Genomic DNA, 17,305 nt, shown 5'->3' on the forward strand with positions numbered 1-17,305 from the left:
GTCGTCTGTCCTAGGGGTCGGGTCGGCCGAGGGCATGAGGAGATCGACCCCTCGCCATCCGCCTCCTCCGGCCTCAGACGGCGGTGACGGCGGCGGCTTCCGGGGCCGTGGCACGTGGGGTACGGCACGCGGGCGGACCGCGTCGCGACAGCGCGTGCGCGAGGACGACGCCACGGATGTGGTGCGCGGCCCCGACGGTCCCGCGGCCGGGCCGTGGCGAGGGGAACGCGACGGCCGGGCGCACGGCGGTGAACAGCAGCCGGAGCGGGGCGAAGGCGAGGGCGCCGGCGGCCCTGGCGAGGGCGAGGAGCGCCGCCTCGCCCCGGGCGAGCCACCATGCGCAGACAACGGCGGCCAGGAGGTGCGCGGCGACCATGCCCGTCGTGCCGGGCGAACCGCCGAGGACCGGCATCGCACCGGAAGCGGCCCCGCCGACGGCCTCGGCACCGCCCACGGTGCCCATGCCCGCGCCCGCGCCCATGAACGCGTCCGCGTGCGGGCCGTGCTCCGGTGTGCTGCCGTTCGTGCCGCCGTACGGTCCGTACGGCGGCACGAACGGCAGCACACCGGAGAAGAGCACGTGCAGGGCGCCCTGGACCGTGAGCATCCCCGCACCGATGGACCAGGTGCCCCGGGGCCGACGGCCGGCGGACCACGCGGCAATGCCCGTCATTCCGAACGCCGCCCACAGGCTCGCCGCCGGGATCTCACCCCCGGATGTGTACGAATGCCCCAGAGCCGCCACGGTCACGCAGACCGCCGCGAAGGCCGCGGCCCGTAGGGCGCGCAACGGCGACCGGGCGTCTGTCATGGTCCGCACATGGTGCCATCGCGACGGGGCCACTGGGCAGGTCCCGGAAGTTCCCGATTCTTCCGGCCGCGAATCCGGCTGTCCCCGCGGCCTTCCGGCGGGCAGAGTCGACCGCATGAAGCTCCTCATTCTCGGAGGTACGGAGTTCGTCGGCCGCGCGCTCACGGAAGCGGCGCTCGGACGTGGCTGGCAGGTGACGCTCTTCCACCGCGGCCGGCACCAGCCACCGGCCGGCGCGGCCGTCCTGCGCGGTGACCGCACCGCGCCGGACGGACTGACGGCCCTCGCCGACGGCTCGTGGGACGCCGTGATCGACACCTGGTCGGCCGCGCCGGCCGCCGTGCGCGCGGCGGCCCGGGCGCTGGCGGGCCGCGCCGGCGGCTACGCGTACATCTCCAGCCGCTCGGTCTACGCCTACCCGTCACCGGCCGGGCTCCCGGAGGACGGCCCGCTGGTGGCGGGCGCGTCGCCGGTGGCCGAGCAGGTCGACTACGCGATCGACAAGCGGGGCGGCGAGCTGGCCGCCGAGGGAGCCTTCGGAGACCGCGCGCTGCTGGTGCGCGCGGGCCTGATCCTCGGCCCCTGGGAGAACGTCGGCCGGCTGCCCTGGTGGCTGGGGCGGATCGCCCGGGGCGGCCCCGTACTGGCACCGGGGCCGCGGGACAACCCGCTCCAGTACATCGACGTGCGGGATCTCGCGGAGTGGACCCTGGACGCGGTACGGGACGGCCTGGGCGGCCCGTACAACCTGGTGGGCCCGCCGGGGCACACGACGATGGAAGAGCTCCTCGGCGCGTGCGTCCGCGCCACCGGGGCCGACGCGGAGCTGCGCTGGACGGACCCGGCCACGATCCTGGGCGCGGGCATCGAACCCTGGACGGACCTCCCGATCTGGCTGCCGCCGGGCGAGCTGCACGACACCCTGTGCGGCGCGGACGTCTCCAAGGCCCTGGCCACGGGCCTGCGCTGCCGCCCGGTGGCGGACACGGTCGCGGACACGTGGACCTGGCTCACCTCGATCGGCGGACGGGCCCCGCAGCGCCCGGACCGCCCGCCGCCGGGCCTGTCCCCCGAGGTGGAGGCGAGGGTCCTGGCGGGGTGACCCGCCCCCGCGCCGGTACCCACGGTCACCCACCGCGGGCACCGGCGCCCCGCCCGTTCTCCGTATCAGTCGTGGGACGGACGGCCCTGCCTCGGTATCGCCGCGGTCACGGCGGCGAGCGGCGGCGCAAGGGCTGCCCGAAGCGATGTCACGCCTCGCTGCCACGCGCCGTTCCCGCCGTCCGCCTCCTCCCACAGCTCGCGCAGCTCGGACTCGTCCGCGACCACTCGGTCCAGCGCCCGTACCGCCAGGCTCCTCAGCTCCTCCGGGAAGCGCGGCAGCGGCTCGTCCGGTCCGTACACCGTCTCCACGGGTGGACCACCGGGGCACTGCTCGGCGACCAGCGCGGCCGCCGCGACCGCCACCTCCGCGATGTCGGCGTCGAGATACCCGGCCGCGCCGGCGGCGGCGGCCCCGGCCAGCGCCCCGCGCACCAGTTCCGTACGCCGCTCGGGCGTCGCCTCGTCCAGCTCCGCGGCGAAGTCCGCCGCCGTGTCGTTGTCGAAGTGGCCGGTGTCCCACGTACCCATGCCTGCCCCCTGCTCCCACCGCGTCCCCGCGCGGACGCCGCGCCCTGCTCGTCGGTCGTCTCCGATCGTGCCAGGCACCACTGACAATCCACCGCGCGACCTCATCGGGCGGCCGGCGGTGAGCGCGTGATCTCGAAGCCGCCGATGCCGCCGATGCCGCCGATGTCGCCGATGCCACTGACGCCACTGACGCCCCCGATGGCATCCATGCGCGAGATGGACGGGAAAACGACGGATGCGTGGGGTCCGACCCGATTCGTCGATGGAGATTTCTATGAATTCCCCGAGCGACTGAACACCCCGCGCGTGGGTCCCGTAAGGAACGGTGCGCTTCGCTTCTCCCCCTGCCGCGATTTTCCTGTAACCGGCAACGAAGCTTGAGGAGTTAGTTCCATGGCACGCACATCGAGAAAACGCTCAAAATTGGCAAACCGGGCGATCGCCGCCTCGGCTGCCTTGCTCCTGGGCGGGGGCGGACTGGTCGCGGCCAACGTCTACGCGTCCGCGGGCGAGGGCAAGTCGAACCAGGCCGGCACGAAGGCCCAGAACGTGGCGCAGGCGTCGACCATCGTCTGCCCGGACGTGGCCAACGAGAAGAAGCTGGAGAACGTCCCGGAGGCGGCCAGGGCCGAGGTCGACCGTGAGCTGGCGAAGATGGACAGCCAGATCACCGAGGCGTACAAGCGGTTCGCGGACGAGAAGAGGGCGATCGCCCTGGACTCCGGTTACGCGAACAACGCCATCCTCGGTCCGCTGAAGGACAGGCGGGTGGCCGCCCTGGACCGCATCTCGATCGCGATGGGCCGGGTCGGCGAACGGCCGCAGGGCCTGGAGTCCCTCGCGCCCTGCACCATGCAGAACGGCGACGTCCTGGACGGCGGCGGCCAGGGCAACGGGGGCCAGGGCAACGGCGGCAATGGCCAGAACGGCCAGAACGGCGGCCAGGGCAACGGTCAGAACGGCGGTCAGGATGGCGGTCAGGACAACGGCCAGAACGGCGGCCAGGGTGACGGCCAGAACGGCGGCCAGAATGGTGGCCAGAATGGCGACGGGCAGCAAGGCGGAGGCCAGGCCGGCAACGGCCCCGAGGCGAGCGACTTCGTGGACATCACGACCGTCCAGCCCAACGCCCAGCCCGCGGACACCGGAAAGGGCAACGGCGGTCAGCGCGGCCGGGGCAACGGCGGCGGTGGCAACGGTGGCGGCGGCAACGGCTCGGCCGGCACGTTCAGCTCCGACTGCGGCGTCAACGAGAACAGCCTGCACAACTCGGACAACGTCATCGTCGCCCCGGGTGTGACCAACGGCGCCCACCACATGCACGACTACATCGGCAACCAGTCCAACAACGCGTTCGCCAGCGACAACGATCTGGCGGGCGCCCAGACGTCCTGCCAGAACCAGGGCGACAAGTCCTCCTACTTCTGGCCCGTGATCCGTCTCCAGAACGGTGAGCAGGAGGCCGACGCCAACGCGGACGGCGGCGGCAAGGAAGGCAACGTCGGGCCGATCCAGCAGCCCACCGAGGTGACCAACGTCTTCGTCGGCAACCCGAACTCCAAGGTTGTCGCGATGCCCAAGCTCCTGCGCATCATCACCGGTGACGCCAAGGCCCTCACCAACGGCGACGCCAACGCCAACGCGTCGTGGAGCTGCACCGGGTTCGAGGACCGCCAGCTCAAGGACAAGTACCCGATCTGCCCCGAGGGCAGCCAGGTCGTGCGCACCTTCAAGTTCCAGAGCTGCTGGGACGGTCAGAACATCGACAGCGCCAACCACCGTACGCACGTGGCGTTCGCCGACGGCAACGGCAACTGCGGCAACGGCTTCCAGGCCATCCCGCAGCTCCAGCAGCGGATCGTCTACGACGTCCCGCCGGGCCCCGGCTTCGCCGTGGACTCCTTCCCGGAGCAGCTGCACAAGCCCATCACCGACCACGGTGACTTCATCAACGTCTTCGACGAGAACGTGATGAACCAGATGGTGGAGTGCATCAACAACGGTCAGAAGTGCTGACGTACCGGCCGACCGACTGAGCCGGACGCACCAGGGGCCACACCCGCACCGCGCGGGTGTGGCCCTTCTCCATGGCCGCGCGGGCAAGACGTACGGAGAAGGACCACACCCGCACCGCGCGGTCAGCCCACCGGTCGGCCCACGCGGTCAGCCCACGGGCTCGCGCGGTCAGCTTGCGGTGTGACCGGAGTGTCCCTTGCCGCCGTCCTTGTCGCTCCCGTCCCCGCCGCCCGGCGCCGCGGTGTGCGACGTGCCGTTCTCCACATCCCCGCCGATCCGGCCGCGCAGGGTCGCGACCGTCGCGTCATCGCCCACCGCGACCCACTTCCGGCCGACCAGGTAGGTGCCGCCGTAGTCCTTGGCCCCGTTGATCCACTCGCGCTGGCCCCGGTCCGTGGCGAAGGTGACCAGCACATACCGCCCGTCCTTCGTCTTGCAGAGGGCCTGCCGCAGTTCCTCCTCGTCTGTCTGCATCTGCGGTTCGCACTTGGCCTGGGACGCTATCTCTTCGAGGCTGCCACTCGCCGTCTTCGGCATCTGGGGGGTCTTCTCCTCGCTCGCACAGCCCGCCGTCAGCGTGAGAGTCAGGGCGAGGGCCGCGGTGACCACGAGGGGTCGTTCGGTACGCATAGGGCCATCGTGCCGCGTGGGCAGGGTGGTTCGCCGGGGAACGACGTGATACGGCAAGAGCACCCCCCTGCGCTCTGTGAACGGCACCCAGCCTCCGGCCCCGGCCCCGGCCCCGCCCCCCGCCCCGGCCCCGGCCCCGGCCCCCGAGGTGACCATCGGACCAATCGCTCGTTCTGCTCCATGTGCCCCCGGATCACGCCGTCCCCGCATCCACCCTCGCCCCGGCTGCCGCTTCGACCGCGCCGATCGGTGTCGAACAGGCCGAGGCCGCCCTGGTCGAGCACTATCCCCGGCTCGCCCGGATCGCCTATCTCCTCCTGCCGCCGTCCCTGGGCCGCAACCGACGCGTCCTGACGGCGCACGCCATCGTCCAGCGTTCCCTGCCGCGCGGGCGTGCGGTGCCTTCGGCCGCCACTCCGGCCGCCATCCCACGCGACCACCAACCGCCCGACGCCGCCTACCTCTTCCTACGGGAACGGGTCCTGCGCCGGGCACTGGCCGCCGGGCGGCCGGGGCACCGGCTCGCCCGACGGCTGCGCGTCGCCCCCTCGCCGCCCCTCCCCCGGGTCCTGGGGCTGCGGCTGTTCCCCCGGTCGGGCGGAGCGGACGAACTCGCCCTGGAGCGACGGCTGTCCGCGCTGTCCGGTCCGGCCCGCGCGGTGCTCGTCCTGCGTGTGCTGGAGGGTCTGTCCGAGGCCGAGGTACGCCACGCCCTGGCGGCGGCCGACGCGGCCGTGGACGTGGCGGCGGCGCTCGCCGAGGCGGACTGCGCCGGCCTCACCGCCCCGGGCACCGCGGACGCTCCCGGCACCGCGGGCGCCGCCCGGGACGCCCCGGGGAACGGCGCCCCCCGTGCGGACATGGCCGTCCTGCTGCGGTCGTCCGAGTTCGACCCCTGTTCCCTGCAGGCCGGACCCACCGACCTGATGAGCCGCCGCCGGCGCACCAGGGCCACGGTGGCCGCCGCCGCGGCCCTGCTCCTGTGCGGGGCGTTCCTCGTACGGCCGGACGACGGCTGGGGCCCGGACGGCGCGGCGGCACCGGCGTACGCGCCGAACGCGGCGGCCCGCTCGGCGCTCGACCCGGCCGAGGTGGGGCGCGTCGCGCCCACGGCGTGGCGGACCGCCGTCCGTACCGACTTCTCCGTCTGGCCCGCCCGGGGGCGGCTGGCGGACGACCGCGCGCTGCTGCGGCGGGCGCTGGCGGTCTGGGCGAGGCCCGGCGCCTCGGTCCACGTCTCCACGGCCCCCGCGACACCGTCGGGGCCGCCGATGGGGCCGCCGCAGCTGCTGTACGCGGGAACGGTCGACACGGCCCGGGTGGTGCTCCTGTACGACGGGCTGCGGATCGTACGGTACGCCGAGGCCGCGGACGGGCGAGAGCTGGCGGCCCTGGACTTCGCCCGGGTCGACGGCGCGGGCGAGGCCGACTCGGCGGCGCTGATCGTGGCCCGCTCCGACGGCAACGTCCGTTATCTGACCGCGCCGTGGGTGAGCGCCACGTCCGTACGCGACCTCCTCGATCCGCGCGCCCCGGCGCGTGCGCTGCGCAGGGACGCGGACGGGGTGACCGATCCGCTGGCGAGCCCGGCGATGGCCCGGGACTGCCGGACCTGGGACACGCTGGAGGTGCGGGGCGGGAGCCGCGATGAACGCGCGGGGCGGACAGTGAAGGCGACGAAGCGGGGGACGGAAGAGAAGGCGGAGAAGGCGGAGAAGGCGGAGAAGGCAGTGAACACCGCCCGGCTGTTCACGGATCTGGGTGAACTGACCCCGGCGAGGTTGACGTCGGGGCCACCCTCGGCGCCCCAGGACCTACTGGTCGAGAAGGAGGCCGACGCGGACCGCGCCGCCTGGGCGCGGACCGCCTGTCTGCTGCCCGCCGTACGGATGCACGGCGTACGGTCCGTGAACTCCTGGCGGTACGCGACACAGCCCCTGCCCGAGGCCAACGGCACGGCCGACTGGCTGTGCACCCGCGCCGAGACCTGGCGAGGCCCGGGCGGCCGGGTCCTGGCCCAGTTCCAGGCCCCTGCGCGACGGCCCACCGCGCCGGGCGCGGTCGCGGCCCGGTCGGTGGACTCCCCGGCCTGCGGGCCCCGGGACGAGCGCGTGGTCGCCGGAGTGCTGTGGAAGTCACGCGGCGGCCGGTGGTACGTCCTGGCGGCGGGCGGCCCGGGCACGGCGGCGCTGGAGGTGTCGGGCGGTGTGACGGGCAGCGCGCGCGGCCGGCTGCTGGCCGTACCGGCGAAGGAGGGCGCGCACGCGGAGCTGTACGGGCGCGCGGCGGACGGAACGAGACTGGATCCGCCGCGCTGACGTGCACGGGCGGGCCCGCGATTCAGGGCAGCAGCCAGTCCGCCCCCAAGGTCGCGAGCAGGCCGGCGCCCAGGAGCCAGGTGCCCAGCCTGGTGCGGCCGTTCCGGCTCAGTTCGATCACCACACCGCACAGGATCATCGCCAGCCCGTACACGCCGACCACCAGGACCGAGGTCCGTTCCGCCAGCCGGTAGGCCAGCAGCGCGGCCAGGGTGACCAGCAGCGCGGAGGCCATCGCGACCCGGATCAGGCGCGCTTGACGGGGCGTCAGTCCGGGGCCGGGACCCGGCTCGTCCGGTTCTTCCTCGACGCGTCCCGTCTCTTCCCCCTCAGCTGCGCTCATGAACCGGGAGCGTAACGGACATCTTCCACAAGCAGGCGGTTAGGCTGGTCATATGACCACCGGGGTTCGCCGCAGGATGGGTGTCGAAGAGCGGAAACAACAGCTGATCGGTGTGGCGCTGGAGCTGTTCAGCCACCGGTCCCCCGACGATGTCTCGATCGACGAGATCGCGGCCGCCGCCGGGATCTCCCGGCCGCTCGTCTACCACTACTTCCCCGGCAAGCGGAGCCTGTACGAGGCGGCTCTGCGGCGGGCCGCCGACGATCTCGCCACGCGCTTCGTGGAGCCCCGGGAGGGGCCGCTGGGCGCGCGGCTGCTCCGGGTCATGGCGCGGTACTTCGACTTCGTGGAGGAGCACGGCCCGGGATTCTTCGCGCTGATGCGGGGCGGCCCTGCGGCCGGGGCCTCGTCGTCCACCGCCCACGCGCTGATCGACGGGGTGCGGCAGGCCGCGTACGAGCAGCTCCTCGGCCATCTCGGGGTGGCCCGGCCGTCCGCGCGGCTCGAACTGGTCGTCCGCTCCTGGGTGTCGCTGGCCGAGTCGACGGCGCTGCTCTGGCTGGACGGACGGCGGGTGCCGCGCGCGGAACTTCAGGTGCGGCTGGTGCACGACTTCGGCGCGCTGACGGCCGTGAGCGCCGCGTACGACGAGGAGACGGCCGTGGTCCTGCGGCGGGTCCTTGCGGACGAGCCGGCCGACGGCCCGTTCGGGGACCTCGTCGGCCGGCTGGGCACCCTGCTGGCCCCGCCGGCGGCCACCCCCGCGCCGACGAACGCGGACCGGAACGACGCGCCGCCCGCCCGGCCGATGCCGGTACAGGTATAGGCGGACGCCGGGCGCGTCCGCGCGACACCGGCGCCCGCTAGCCGTACACGACACTCACCCGCGTGAAGCCGAGCGAGCGCAGCAGGCCCTGGAGCATGCTCGTGGTGTTCTTCTCCGCGCGCGAGGTCAGTTCGCTCTCCTCGGCCGCCTCCGCGATATGCCGCGCGGCCAGCCTGTTCACCGCCCGTTCGTCCGCCGGGTTGTCCGAGAAGAGGTCACCGAGCCGGTCCAGCAGCCCCCGCTCCTTGGACACCGCGTACGAACGCTCCGGATCGAGCGCCGCCCTGCCCAGCCGGGCGTGCGGCAGGCGGATCGCCGCGGACGTCCGCGCCTCGTCGGTCGTCACGCTGTCCGGGCCGATCCCCGCGAAGTCGACGTAGGCGCTCACGCTCCCCGCTCCGACGTAGAGCGTCCGGGAGCCGCGGATCGCGTCGGGGAGCCACTTGGCGTCCTTCTCCAGGTCGACCACCACCTGGAAGTTGCCCGAGGCGGCCTCGTAGCGGTCCAGGTCCTGAATGGATTCGAGCAGGGCCGGGCCCGTACGGTCGTGGGTCTCCTCGCCGAGGAAATCGCCGAGCCCGGGCAGCGCGTCGAGCCGGCTGCCCAGGAAGAGCAGCGCGAACACGACGACCAGGGCCAGGGGCAGCTTGCCCCACCAGGGCAGGCGCGCCCTCCGTGCCCCTTTCCGGGGCTCCGCCTGCCGTGCGTCGTTCACTTCGGTGGACGTCATAGGGAACAGATGTCCCGCCCCTGACGGTTCACACGGTCACAAGGGCAACGGTTCCGGGCGACCTGCTCGCAACTTCCCCTCCCTGGACGGGTGTCCGCCGACGTGAGCGGACCGACGTGCCATACGATCCCGGCGTCCTACGGTGTCCTCAGCTCGCCCGGTGGCAGATGCCCTTCCAGCACCCGGGCCAGCCCGCGCGTGCCGTCCCCCGCCAGCCCCCGGCGGAAGGCCTCCTCGTACGCCGAGTCCCCGGCCGCCGCGCGCGCCTGCCGTTCGCACTCCGAGCGGACAGCCGCCAGTTCGGGCGTGCCGCGCCGCGGGTGGCCGACCATGCGCCAGAACGCCTGGCCGGTGCCGTACGCGTACGCCGCCCGCTCACCGTCCCCCTGCGCGGCGATCGCCGCCGCCAGCAGGTCGAGGCCGAGCGCGATCCCGAAGCTGTCCCGGACCAGCTCCTTGCCGGCGATCATGGAGCGGGCGTGCGCCTCCGCCTCGTACGGCCGGTCCTGGAGCAGGTGCACCAGCGCGAGCTGGTAGTCGGCGTAGGCGCGGGTCCACCGCTCGCCGTGGTCCAGGCACACCCGGCGCAGCTCGGCGGCCTCCTCGCCGGCCTCGTCGAGCCGGTCGAGCGCGGTGAGCGCGAACACCCGGGCCAGTCGGCAGCGCAGCTGGGACGGCGAGTCGAAGGCATCGCCCGGGTGGGCGCGCAGGGCCCGGTCGGCGACGGTGTGGGCGGCCTGGGCGCGGCCCATCATCAGGCAGCTGAGGCTGAGGAGGTAGGCGGCGGACAGCATCGACTCCGGGTGCTGGTCGTGCCACGCGGCGACACCGCACCGCTCGCCCAGCCGGTGCGCGCCACGGGCGTCCCCCTGGAGCAGGACGGTGACGCCGAGCGCCCAGATGGCGCGGGTCCGCTGCGGTCCCGCGGTGGGGTCGCCGTCGAGCGCGCGCTCCAGGTATCCGCGGGCCTCGTGCAGATGGCCGGAGCAGCTCCAGAAGAAGCCGACGCGCCCGGCCATCTCCAGGGCTGTCGGCGGGTCCGCGACGAGGAGGTGGTCCAGGGCCGCGCACAGGTCGGCGTGGGAGTCGGCGATCCGCGCGTACCAGGCGACCTGTTCGGGCCCCGCCCAGCCGTCGTGGGCCCGGCGTACGAGATCGGCGAAGCGGGCCGCGTGCCGGTCGGCGAGGGGCCGTGCCTCGCCGAGTTCGTCCAGCCACATGCCGCCGTACTCGCGCAGGGTGTCGAGCATCCGGTAGCGGGTTCCCTCCCGGCGCAGGACGGACTGGCCGACGAGCCCGTTCAGCGCCGGGCCGACGGCGTCGGCGGAGAGCGGTCCGCCGGCGCAGACGGCCCGCGCGTCGGCCTCGTCGACCTCGCCGCGGAAGACGGAGAGCCGCGCCCACAGCAGCCGTTCCAGCGGCGCGCACAGTTCGTGGCTCCAGCCGACGGCGGTGCGCAGGGCGCGGTGGCGCTGGGGCCAGCGGGTCTCGTCGGTGAGCAGGTCGAGGCGGGGGGTGTCGGTGCGGGTGCCGGTGCGGCTGCCGGTGCGCGTGTCCGTCCGGGGGCCGGCGGGTGTGCCGTCGCGTGTATCGGTGGGGGAAGTGGTGTGTGTACCAGCGGGGGAAGTGGTGTGGGAGGTGGTGCGGGTGCCGGTGGGGACACCGGTGTGAGCGCCGGGCCGGAGTGTGGCCGTGAGACCGTCGAGACGGGAGACGAGCCGGTCCGCGATCTCCTCCACGGAGTTGTCGGCGAGCCGGGCGCAGGCGAGTTCGACGGCGAGCGGAATGCCTTCGAGCTGATGGCAGATCCGCACGGCGGCGGCCGCGTGACGGGGGTCCTCCAGTGAGATCCGGGGCGCGGACCGGGCCGCGCGGTCACGGAAGAGCTGGAGCACCGCGTCGTCGTTGTCCAGGGGCAGCGGCTGCACTTCGACGGCGTGTTCGCCCTTGGTGCCCAGCGGCTGCCGGCTGGTGGCGAGGACGGTCAGGCCGGGCGCGGCGGTGAGCAGTTCGCCGACCAGGTGCGCGCAGGCGGGCGCCAGCCGCTCGCAGGAATCGAGGACGAGCAGGAGCCGCCGGGGCGCGAGCCATTCGCACAGGGCCTCGATGGGCATGCGCAGGGAGTGGTCGTACAGTCCGACGGCGTCGGAGACGGTGCTCAGCAGCAGCCGTTCATCGTAGAGCGGGGAGAGGTCGGCCCACCAGGCGCCGTCGGGGTGGTGCAACCGCTCGCGACGGCCCGCCCACGCACCCGCGCCAGTGCCCGTGCCCGGACCGGCGCCCCGGCGGCCCGCGCCCGAACCCGTACTTCTGCTCGAACCGGCTCCCGGGTAGCCGTCGCCCGCCCCCGAGCCGGCTCCCCGGTGGGCCGCGCCCGTGCCGGTGTCCGGTCGGCCCGCGCGGGGCAGCAGGTCCGGCAGGCCGCCGGGCGGTCCCGCCGGCCGGCCGGCCGCGCGGCGGGCGGCGCGTTCGGCGGCGCGCAGCGCGAGCCGGCTCTTGCCCACCCCGCCGCTGCCCGTCAGGGTGACCAGCCGGTGCTCGGCCAACGCGCGCTCCAGCAGGATCAGTTCAGTCCTGCGTCCGACAAAACTTGTCGTCTCTTCGGGAATGTTCCCCACCACGGGGACAGTCTGGACCACTCGCGCCCCAGCCCTGACACCTGTGATTGGAAACAGTCAGAAACGACCGAGAGTGACTCTCGAACGGTCGTTTGCGACCATGCGGCCGCGTATGACACGCGCTGTCAGCCGCCTACGGCCGCCGCCGACCGCACCTCACACCACCTGGATGACATGTTTCCCACGGACCCCGCCGGCCTCCAGCGCCCCATGGGCGACGGCGACGTCCGCGAGGGGGTGAACGGTGTCGACCACGGGGCGGATGTCACCGTTCCGCACGTGACGGGCCAGTTCGGCGAACAGTCCGTGCGGCGGCAGGCCCGCGAAGAAGCGCACGCGCCGGGAGCCGTGCACGGCCGAGGCGAGGAGGTAGGACAGGCTCGCGAGCATGCGGTCCGTGTCGAAGGCGATGGCCACCATGCGCCCGCCGGGGGCCAGCAGCCGGCGGAAAACCCGGTGCTGAGTGCCGACGGTGTCCATGATGACGTCGAACTCGCCCAGTTCGGAGGGGCGGACCGTCCGGTGGTCCAGGACCTCGTCCGCGCCCAGCCCGCGCACGAAGTCGTGGTTCTTCGCGCCGGCGAGTGCGGTGACGTGCGCACCGTAGAGCTTGCCGAACTGGACCGCGACGCTGCCGACTCCGCCGCTGCCGCCGCGCACCAGAAGGCGTTCTCCGGGCTCGATGCGGGCCTTGTGGCGCAGGGCGTTGATCGACGTCATACCGCCCGCCAGCAGGGACACGGCCTCCACCGCGGTGAGGTTGTCCGGGGCGGGGCCCACCATCCGGGGGCGGACGGCCACGTACTCCGCCGCGCTGCCGAGCGACGTCCCCAGCGTCCCCCACACCCGCTCACCCTCCCGTAGCCCGGTCACCGAGGAGCCGGTCCCGGCGATCTCGCCGACGAAGTCGACCCCGACGCGCTGCGGGAAGCGGCGTCCCGTCACCAGCCGCATCTTCCCGGCCCGGCCGGCCAGTTCGCCGCCGTTCACGCCGACCGCGTGGACGCGGACCAGCACCTCGCCGGGGCCCGCCTCCGGCACGGGTGCCCTGCCCTCGTACAGCACCTCCGGGGGGCCGTACCGGTCATAGAGGGCCACGCGCATCTCGTTCATGGTCTGATCCTGTTCTCCGTCCGGGGAGCGGCGTACGGAAAAGGTCTTCGCGGAAGGGGCCTTCACCGCTCTCCCGACCACGCTAACGGCACAAACGGGCGACCCCTTCCGTTTACGCTAAAGTGAGAGACATGCCTGCTCAGCGCTCTCAAAAGGCGGACCGGCCGGCCGATTCCGCCGACGGTCCCCGCCCGGTCGCCACGGCCTCGGGACCACGCGCCGCCACCGGACCACGCGCCGCCGCCGGGCTGCGCGCCGATGCCGGGCTGCGCGCCGATGCCGGGCTGCGCGCCGATGCCGGGCTGCGCGCCGATGCCGGGCTGCGCGCCGATGCCCGGCACAATCGCGACCGCATCCTGGAAGCCGCCCGCCAGGCCTTCACGACCCAGGGCATCGACGTCCCCCTCACCGCCGTCGCCCGCCGCGCGGGCGTCGGCGCCGCCACGCTCTACCGGCACTTCCCCACCCGCGCCTCGCTCGTCACCGAGACCTTCGCCGAACAGCTCGACACCTGCGTCGCGGTCCTCGACGAAGCCCTGGAGGATCCCGATCCCTGGCGCGGGTTCCGCACCGTGGTCGAGAAGGTGTGCTCCATGCAGGCCGCCGACCGGGGCTTCACCGAGGCGTTCCTCTCCCGGTTCCCCGACGCCCTCGACCACGACCGCGCCCGCGCCCGCGCGGAGGACGGCCTCGCCCTGCTGATCCGGCGCGCCCAGGACGCCGGGCAGTTGCGGGCCGACTTCGACCTGAGCGACATGACCCTTCTTTTCCTGGCCAACTGCGGCGTCGGCGGGGGGGCCGGGCAGGCCGCACAGGCCGCGTCCCGGCGCCTGGTCGGCTTCTTCCTCCAGTCGTTCAGGGCCGGGAACACCGAGCCCCTGCCACCGCCCGCCCCGCTGGGACTGGACCAGCTCCCCCAGCCCCCGCCCCGCCGGTAGGCCGTACCCGCCCCGCCGCGCCCTGCCCGGGCGGCCGGCCGCTCCGGCGGCGGGATACGCGCACGATTCCTTCGAGTACGAGACCACGTACCTCTCGCGGCACTAGCAGGTACGGGCTCCGGTGTGCAGGGCGACGGCGGTGTGCGCGCCGATCGTCGTCGTGAACCGTCCGGAGCCGTCGACCGTCACCGCCCTGCCGCTCTGCACGTCGCAGTAGGCACCGCCGGGCAGCGAGGTCTGGAAGGTCCGGCTCAGCGGGGAGCCCTCGTGGTTGATGGCGACGTAGCCCGTGGAACCGCGGCCGAAGGCGATCCGGTCCCCTCCGTCGTCCCACCAGTTGGTGACGGCCTGGCCCCGGGTGGCGTTGCGGAAGCCGACCATGGACGAGATCTCGCGCCAGGCGTGCTGGCACTTCCAGCCGTCGCTGTAGCAGGCGTTCACCGCGCCGCCGTTCGGCGGTCCCGCGTCCCGGTCGCTGAACTCGTAGCCGGAGTGCACGTCGGGCGAGCCGTACGGCCAGGCCAGCATGAAGACGTTGGCGAGGGTGTAGGTCGCGCCGTCCTTGTAGCTGAGGGTGTCGCCGCCGCGCTCGGTGTCGTGGTTGTCGACGAAGACGGCGGAACGGCCGGACTCCATGTAGCCCCAGCCTTCGCCGTAGTTCTTGAGGTACGCGAGGTTCTCGTTGTTGAAGACGCGCTTGAGGTCGCGGGCGTAGCGGAACTCCTGGACGTCGCCGGTGCCGAGGTACTCACTCGGCGAGACCGCCTCGCCCGCGCCGTGGATGGCCTCCTGCTTCCAGTAGGCCCCGGGGTTGCTCAGCCGCGACTTGATCGCGGCGAGGTCGGCCGCGGGCATGTGCTTGGCGGCGTCGATCCGGAAGCCGTCCACGCCGAGGGAGAGCAGGTCGTTCAGATACGTGGCGATCCGGCCGCGTACGTAGTCCTCACCGGTGTCCAGGTCGGCGAGGCCGACCAGTTCGCAGTTCTGGACGTTGGCGCGGTCGTTGTAGTTGCTGATCGTGGCGCGGCAGTCGTCCATGTCGGCACCGGAGTAGATGCCGGGGTAGGTGTACTTGGTGTACGAGGAGCCGCCCGTCCCGGTGCCGTCCCCGGCCGCCATGTGGTTGATGACGGCGTCGGCGACGACCTTGACGCCCGCGGAATGACAGGTGTCGACCATGCGGGAGAAGGTCGCGCGGTCGCCGAGACGACCGGCGATCTTGTAGCTGACAGGCTGGTACGAGGTCCACCACTGGGCGCCCTGGATGTGCTCCTGGGGCGGGGAGACCTGGACGTACCCGTAACCGGCGGGACCGAGCGTGTCCGTGCACGCCTTGGCCACGGAGTCGAACTTCCACTCGAACAGTACCGCGGTGACGTCCTTGCCTCCGGGCGGCGACTGCACGGCGGCGGTCGCGGTCCCGGCGGGGACCACGAGCGCCGCGGCCGCGCCGGCGGCGAGGGCTAGTGCGGCGGCCAGGGTTCTGGGGGCCATGGTTCCTCCTGCACTGGTGGGGGTGTGCGGGTACAGGTGGTGCGGGTACGGGCGTGCGGGTACGCGTGGTGCGGGTCGCCGTACCACGTCATGTCACGTAACGTCGCGTCACGTTCACGTCATACGGACCACCACGCCGTCGTGTCGCCGGGCAGCACCGTCTCCGTGCCGTCCGTCGTCACCGGGGCGCTCGACAGCAGCAGGGTGCCCCCGGCGGGGATCCGGACCGGCTCCGCGGTCGTGTTGACGGCGCAGACGAAACCCGGCCGGGCCAGGACCAGTACGCCGTCGGGGGCGTCCCGCCAGTCCACCGAGGAGCCCGCGCCCAGGCCCGGGTGGTCGCGCCGGATCCGCAGCGCCGCGCGGTACAGCTCCAGCGTGGAGTCCGGGTCGCCCGTCTGCGCCTCGACGCTCAGCTCGCCCCAGGCCGCCGGCTGCGGCAGCCAGCTCCCGCCCGTACCGAAGCCGTACGAACTCCCCCGCCGCGTCCACGGGATGGGCACCCGGCAGCCGTCGCGGAAGCCGTCCTGGCCGTCCGCGCGGAAGTACGACGGGTCCTGCCTGACCTCGTCCGGCAGGTCCGTGACGTCCGGCAGTCCCAGCTCCTCCCCCTGGTACAGGTACGCCGAGCCGGGCAGCGCCAGCATGAGCAGCGTCGCCGCGCGCGCCCGGCGCAGGCCGAGCGCGCGGTCGCCCGGCTCGCGGGTCTGGGTGCCGCCGGGCCGGCCCGCGAAGCGGGTGGTGTGCCGGGTCACGTCGTGGTTGGACAGCACCCAGGTGGCCGGCGCGCCGACCGGCCGCATCGCGTCGAGCGAGCGGTCGACGACCTCGCGCAGCGCGTCGGCGCGCCACGGGGTGCTCAGGTACTGGAAGTTGAACGCCTGGTGCAGTTCGTCGGGCCGTACGTAGTGCGCCGTGCGCTCCACCGTCGGCGTCCACGCCTCGGCGACCGCGATCCGGTCCCCCGGGTACTCGTCGAGGATCGTGCGCCACTGCCGGTAGATCTCGTGCACCCCGTCCTGGTCGAAGAACGGTGTGCCCCCGTCGCCGGTGCCCAGCAGCCGTACCCGGCCGGCGTCCCCGATGTCCGGCAGCCCCGCCGCCTTGACCAGTCCGTGCGCCACGTCGACCCGGAAGCCGTCCACCCCCATGTCGAGCCAGAAGCGGAGGATGGAGCGGAACTCGTCGGCGACGGCCGGGTGATCCCAGTTGAAGTCCGGCTGTTCGGGCGCGAAGAGGTGCAGGTACCAGTCGCCCGGGGTGCCGTCGGGGTTCGTGGTCCTGGTCCAGGCGGGCCCGCCGAAGACGGACTCCCAGTCGTTGGGCGGGAGTTCGCCGTGTGCGCCCTTCCCGGGCCGGAAGTGGTAGCGCTCGCGCAGCGGCGATCCGGGCCCCTCCCGCAGGGCGCGCCTGAACCACTCGTGTTCGGCGGAGGAGTGGTTCGGTACGAGGTCCACGATGACGCGCAGCCCCAGGTCGTGGGCGTCGCGGAGCAGCGCGTCGGCGTCCAGGAGGGTGCCGAACATCGGGTCGACGGCCCGGTAGTCGGCGACGTCGTAGCCCGCGTCGGCCTGCGGCGAGGCGTAGAAGGGGCTGAGCCAGACGGCGTCGACGCCCAGGTCCCGCAGGTGCGGCAGCCGGTGGCGTACGCCGTCCAGGTCGCCCATCCCGTCGCCGTTGCCGTCGGCGAAGCTGCGCGGGTAGACCTGGTAGATCACCGCGTCCTGCCACCAGCCGGAACGGTCGTGGCCGCGGGTGTCGTCGGAGGCGTGGCCGAGCGTGTCGTCGGACCTGTTGGTGGGCGGGTCAGCGAGGTGCTGGGTCATGTCGTCCCTG

General features: G+C 73.4%; 13 protein-coding genes and 1 pseudogene. 5 read left to right on the top strand and 9 right to left on the bottom strand.

Going from position 1 to position 17,305, the window contains the following annotated elements; translation table 11 throughout:
- Positions 1–73: 73 nt before the first annotated feature.
- On the bottom strand, positions 74–811 hold the full coding sequence (locus tag IG02_RS0113945) for a hypothetical protein (protein WP_030746291.1): 738 nt from the start codon (positions 809–811) through the stop codon (positions 74–76).
- A gap of 115 nt (positions 812–926) precedes the next feature.
- Here IG02_RS0113945 and IG02_RS0113950 point away from each other — a divergent pair, with 115 nt between their 5' ends.
- A complete protein-coding gene (locus IG02_RS0113950; protein ID WP_030746293.1) occupies positions 927–1,913 on the top strand; it encodes an NAD-dependent epimerase/dehydratase family protein in 987 nt (328 codons plus the stop codon).
- Between the two features lie 65 nt (positions 1,914–1,978).
- Here IG02_RS0113950 and IG02_RS0113955 read toward each other — a convergent pair whose 3' ends face one another.
- The gene (locus tag IG02_RS0113955; protein WP_051764971.1) at positions 1,979–2,443 is read right to left on the bottom strand and encodes a DUF4259 domain-containing protein; all 465 of its coding nucleotides are present in this window, start codon (positions 2,441–2,443) and stop codon (positions 1,979–1,981) included.
- Between the two features lie 393 nt (positions 2,444–2,836).
- Between IG02_RS0113955 and IG02_RS0113965 the strand changes: the two genes are divergently transcribed.
- Positions 2,837–4,459, top strand: a complete 1,623-nt coding sequence (locus IG02_RS0113965; RefSeq protein WP_030746298.1) for a DUF1996 domain-containing protein — start codon at positions 2,837–2,839, stop codon at positions 4,457–4,459.
- Positions 4,460–4,627: 168 nt separating this feature from the next.
- Here IG02_RS0113965 and IG02_RS0113970 read toward each other — a convergent pair whose 3' ends face one another.
- The gene (locus IG02_RS0113970) at positions 4,628–5,089 is read right to left on the bottom strand and encodes a hypothetical protein (RefSeq protein WP_051764973.1); all 462 of its coding nucleotides are present in this window, start codon (positions 5,087–5,089) and stop codon (positions 4,628–4,630) included.
- 182 nt (positions 5,090–5,271) lie between these two features.
- On the opposite strand from IG02_RS0113970, the gene IG02_RS0113975 reads away from it, so the two are divergent.
- Entirely contained in the window at positions 5,272–7,407 is a 2,136-nt protein-coding gene (locus IG02_RS0113975) for a hypothetical protein (protein WP_420707741.1), read from the top strand.
- A 22-nt stretch (positions 7,408–7,429) separates the two neighbouring features.
- Here the strand turns inward: IG02_RS0113975 and IG02_RS0113980 are convergent, their stop codons facing one another.
- Complete coding sequence (locus IG02_RS0113980) at positions 7,430–7,750, bottom strand: hypothetical protein (RefSeq protein WP_030746306.1); 321 nt, start codon at positions 7,748–7,750, stop codon at positions 7,430–7,432.
- A 52-nt stretch (positions 7,751–7,802) separates the two neighbouring features.
- Between IG02_RS0113980 and IG02_RS0113985 the strand changes: the two genes are divergently transcribed.
- Positions 7,803–8,576 (top strand): TetR/AcrR family transcriptional regulator, encoded by a 774-nt coding sequence (locus tag IG02_RS0113985; protein ID WP_051764975.1) that lies wholly within the window; start codon positions 7,803–7,805, stop codon positions 8,574–8,576.
- A gap of 37 nt (positions 8,577–8,613) precedes the next feature.
- On the opposite strand, the gene IG02_RS0113990 is transcribed toward IG02_RS0113985, so the two are convergent.
- The 3 genes from IG02_RS0113990 to IG02_RS0114000 all read right to left on the bottom strand — a co-directional run bounded on the left by IG02_RS0113990 (position 8,614) and on the right by IG02_RS0114000 (position 13,037).
- Positions 8,614–9,306: a DUF4230 domain-containing protein gene (locus IG02_RS0113990; RefSeq protein WP_030746313.1), complete on the bottom strand. Its 693-nt coding sequence runs from the start codon at positions 9,304–9,306 to the stop codon at positions 8,614–8,616.
- Positions 9,307–9,443: 137 nt separating this feature from the next.
- Positions 9,444–11,924 (bottom strand): ATP-binding protein, encoded by a 2,481-nt coding sequence (locus IG02_RS0113995; RefSeq protein ID WP_420707745.1) that lies wholly within the window; start codon positions 11,922–11,924, stop codon positions 9,444–9,446.
- 156 nt (positions 11,925–12,080) lie between these two features.
- Positions 12,081–13,037, bottom strand: coding sequence for an NAD(P)-dependent alcohol dehydrogenase (locus IG02_RS0114000; RefSeq protein WP_030746319.1), 957 nt, complete (start codon positions 13,035–13,037; stop codon positions 12,081–12,083).
- A gap of 131 nt (positions 13,038–13,168) precedes the next feature.
- Between IG02_RS0114000 and IG02_RS0114005 the strand changes: the two genes are divergently transcribed.
- Positions 13,169–13,975, top strand: coding sequence for a TetR/AcrR family transcriptional regulator (locus IG02_RS0114005; protein WP_078854455.1), 807 nt, complete (start codon positions 13,169–13,171; stop codon positions 13,973–13,975).
- A gap of 105 nt (positions 13,976–14,080) precedes the next feature.
- Here the strand turns inward: IG02_RS0114005 and IG02_RS0114010 are convergent.
- Together IG02_RS0114010 and IG02_RS0114015 are read right to left on the bottom strand one after the other, a co-directional pair.
- Positions 14,081–15,469 (bottom strand): annotated as a pseudogene (locus IG02_RS0114010) (alpha-amylase); the annotation flags it as partial.
- Positions 15,470–15,588: 119 nt separating this feature from the next.
- On the bottom strand, positions 15,589–17,295 hold the full coding sequence (locus IG02_RS0114015; RefSeq protein WP_030746325.1) for a glycoside hydrolase family 13 protein: 1,707 nt from the start codon (positions 17,293–17,295) through the stop codon (positions 15,589–15,591).
- Between the last annotated feature and the right edge of the window lie 10 nt (positions 17,296–17,305).

It is taken from the genome of Streptomyces sp. NRRL F-5135 (genome assembly GCF_000719775.1).
Taxonomy (GTDB): domain Bacteria; phylum Actinomycetota; class Actinomycetes; order Streptomycetales; family Streptomycetaceae; genus Streptomyces; species Streptomyces hebeiensis.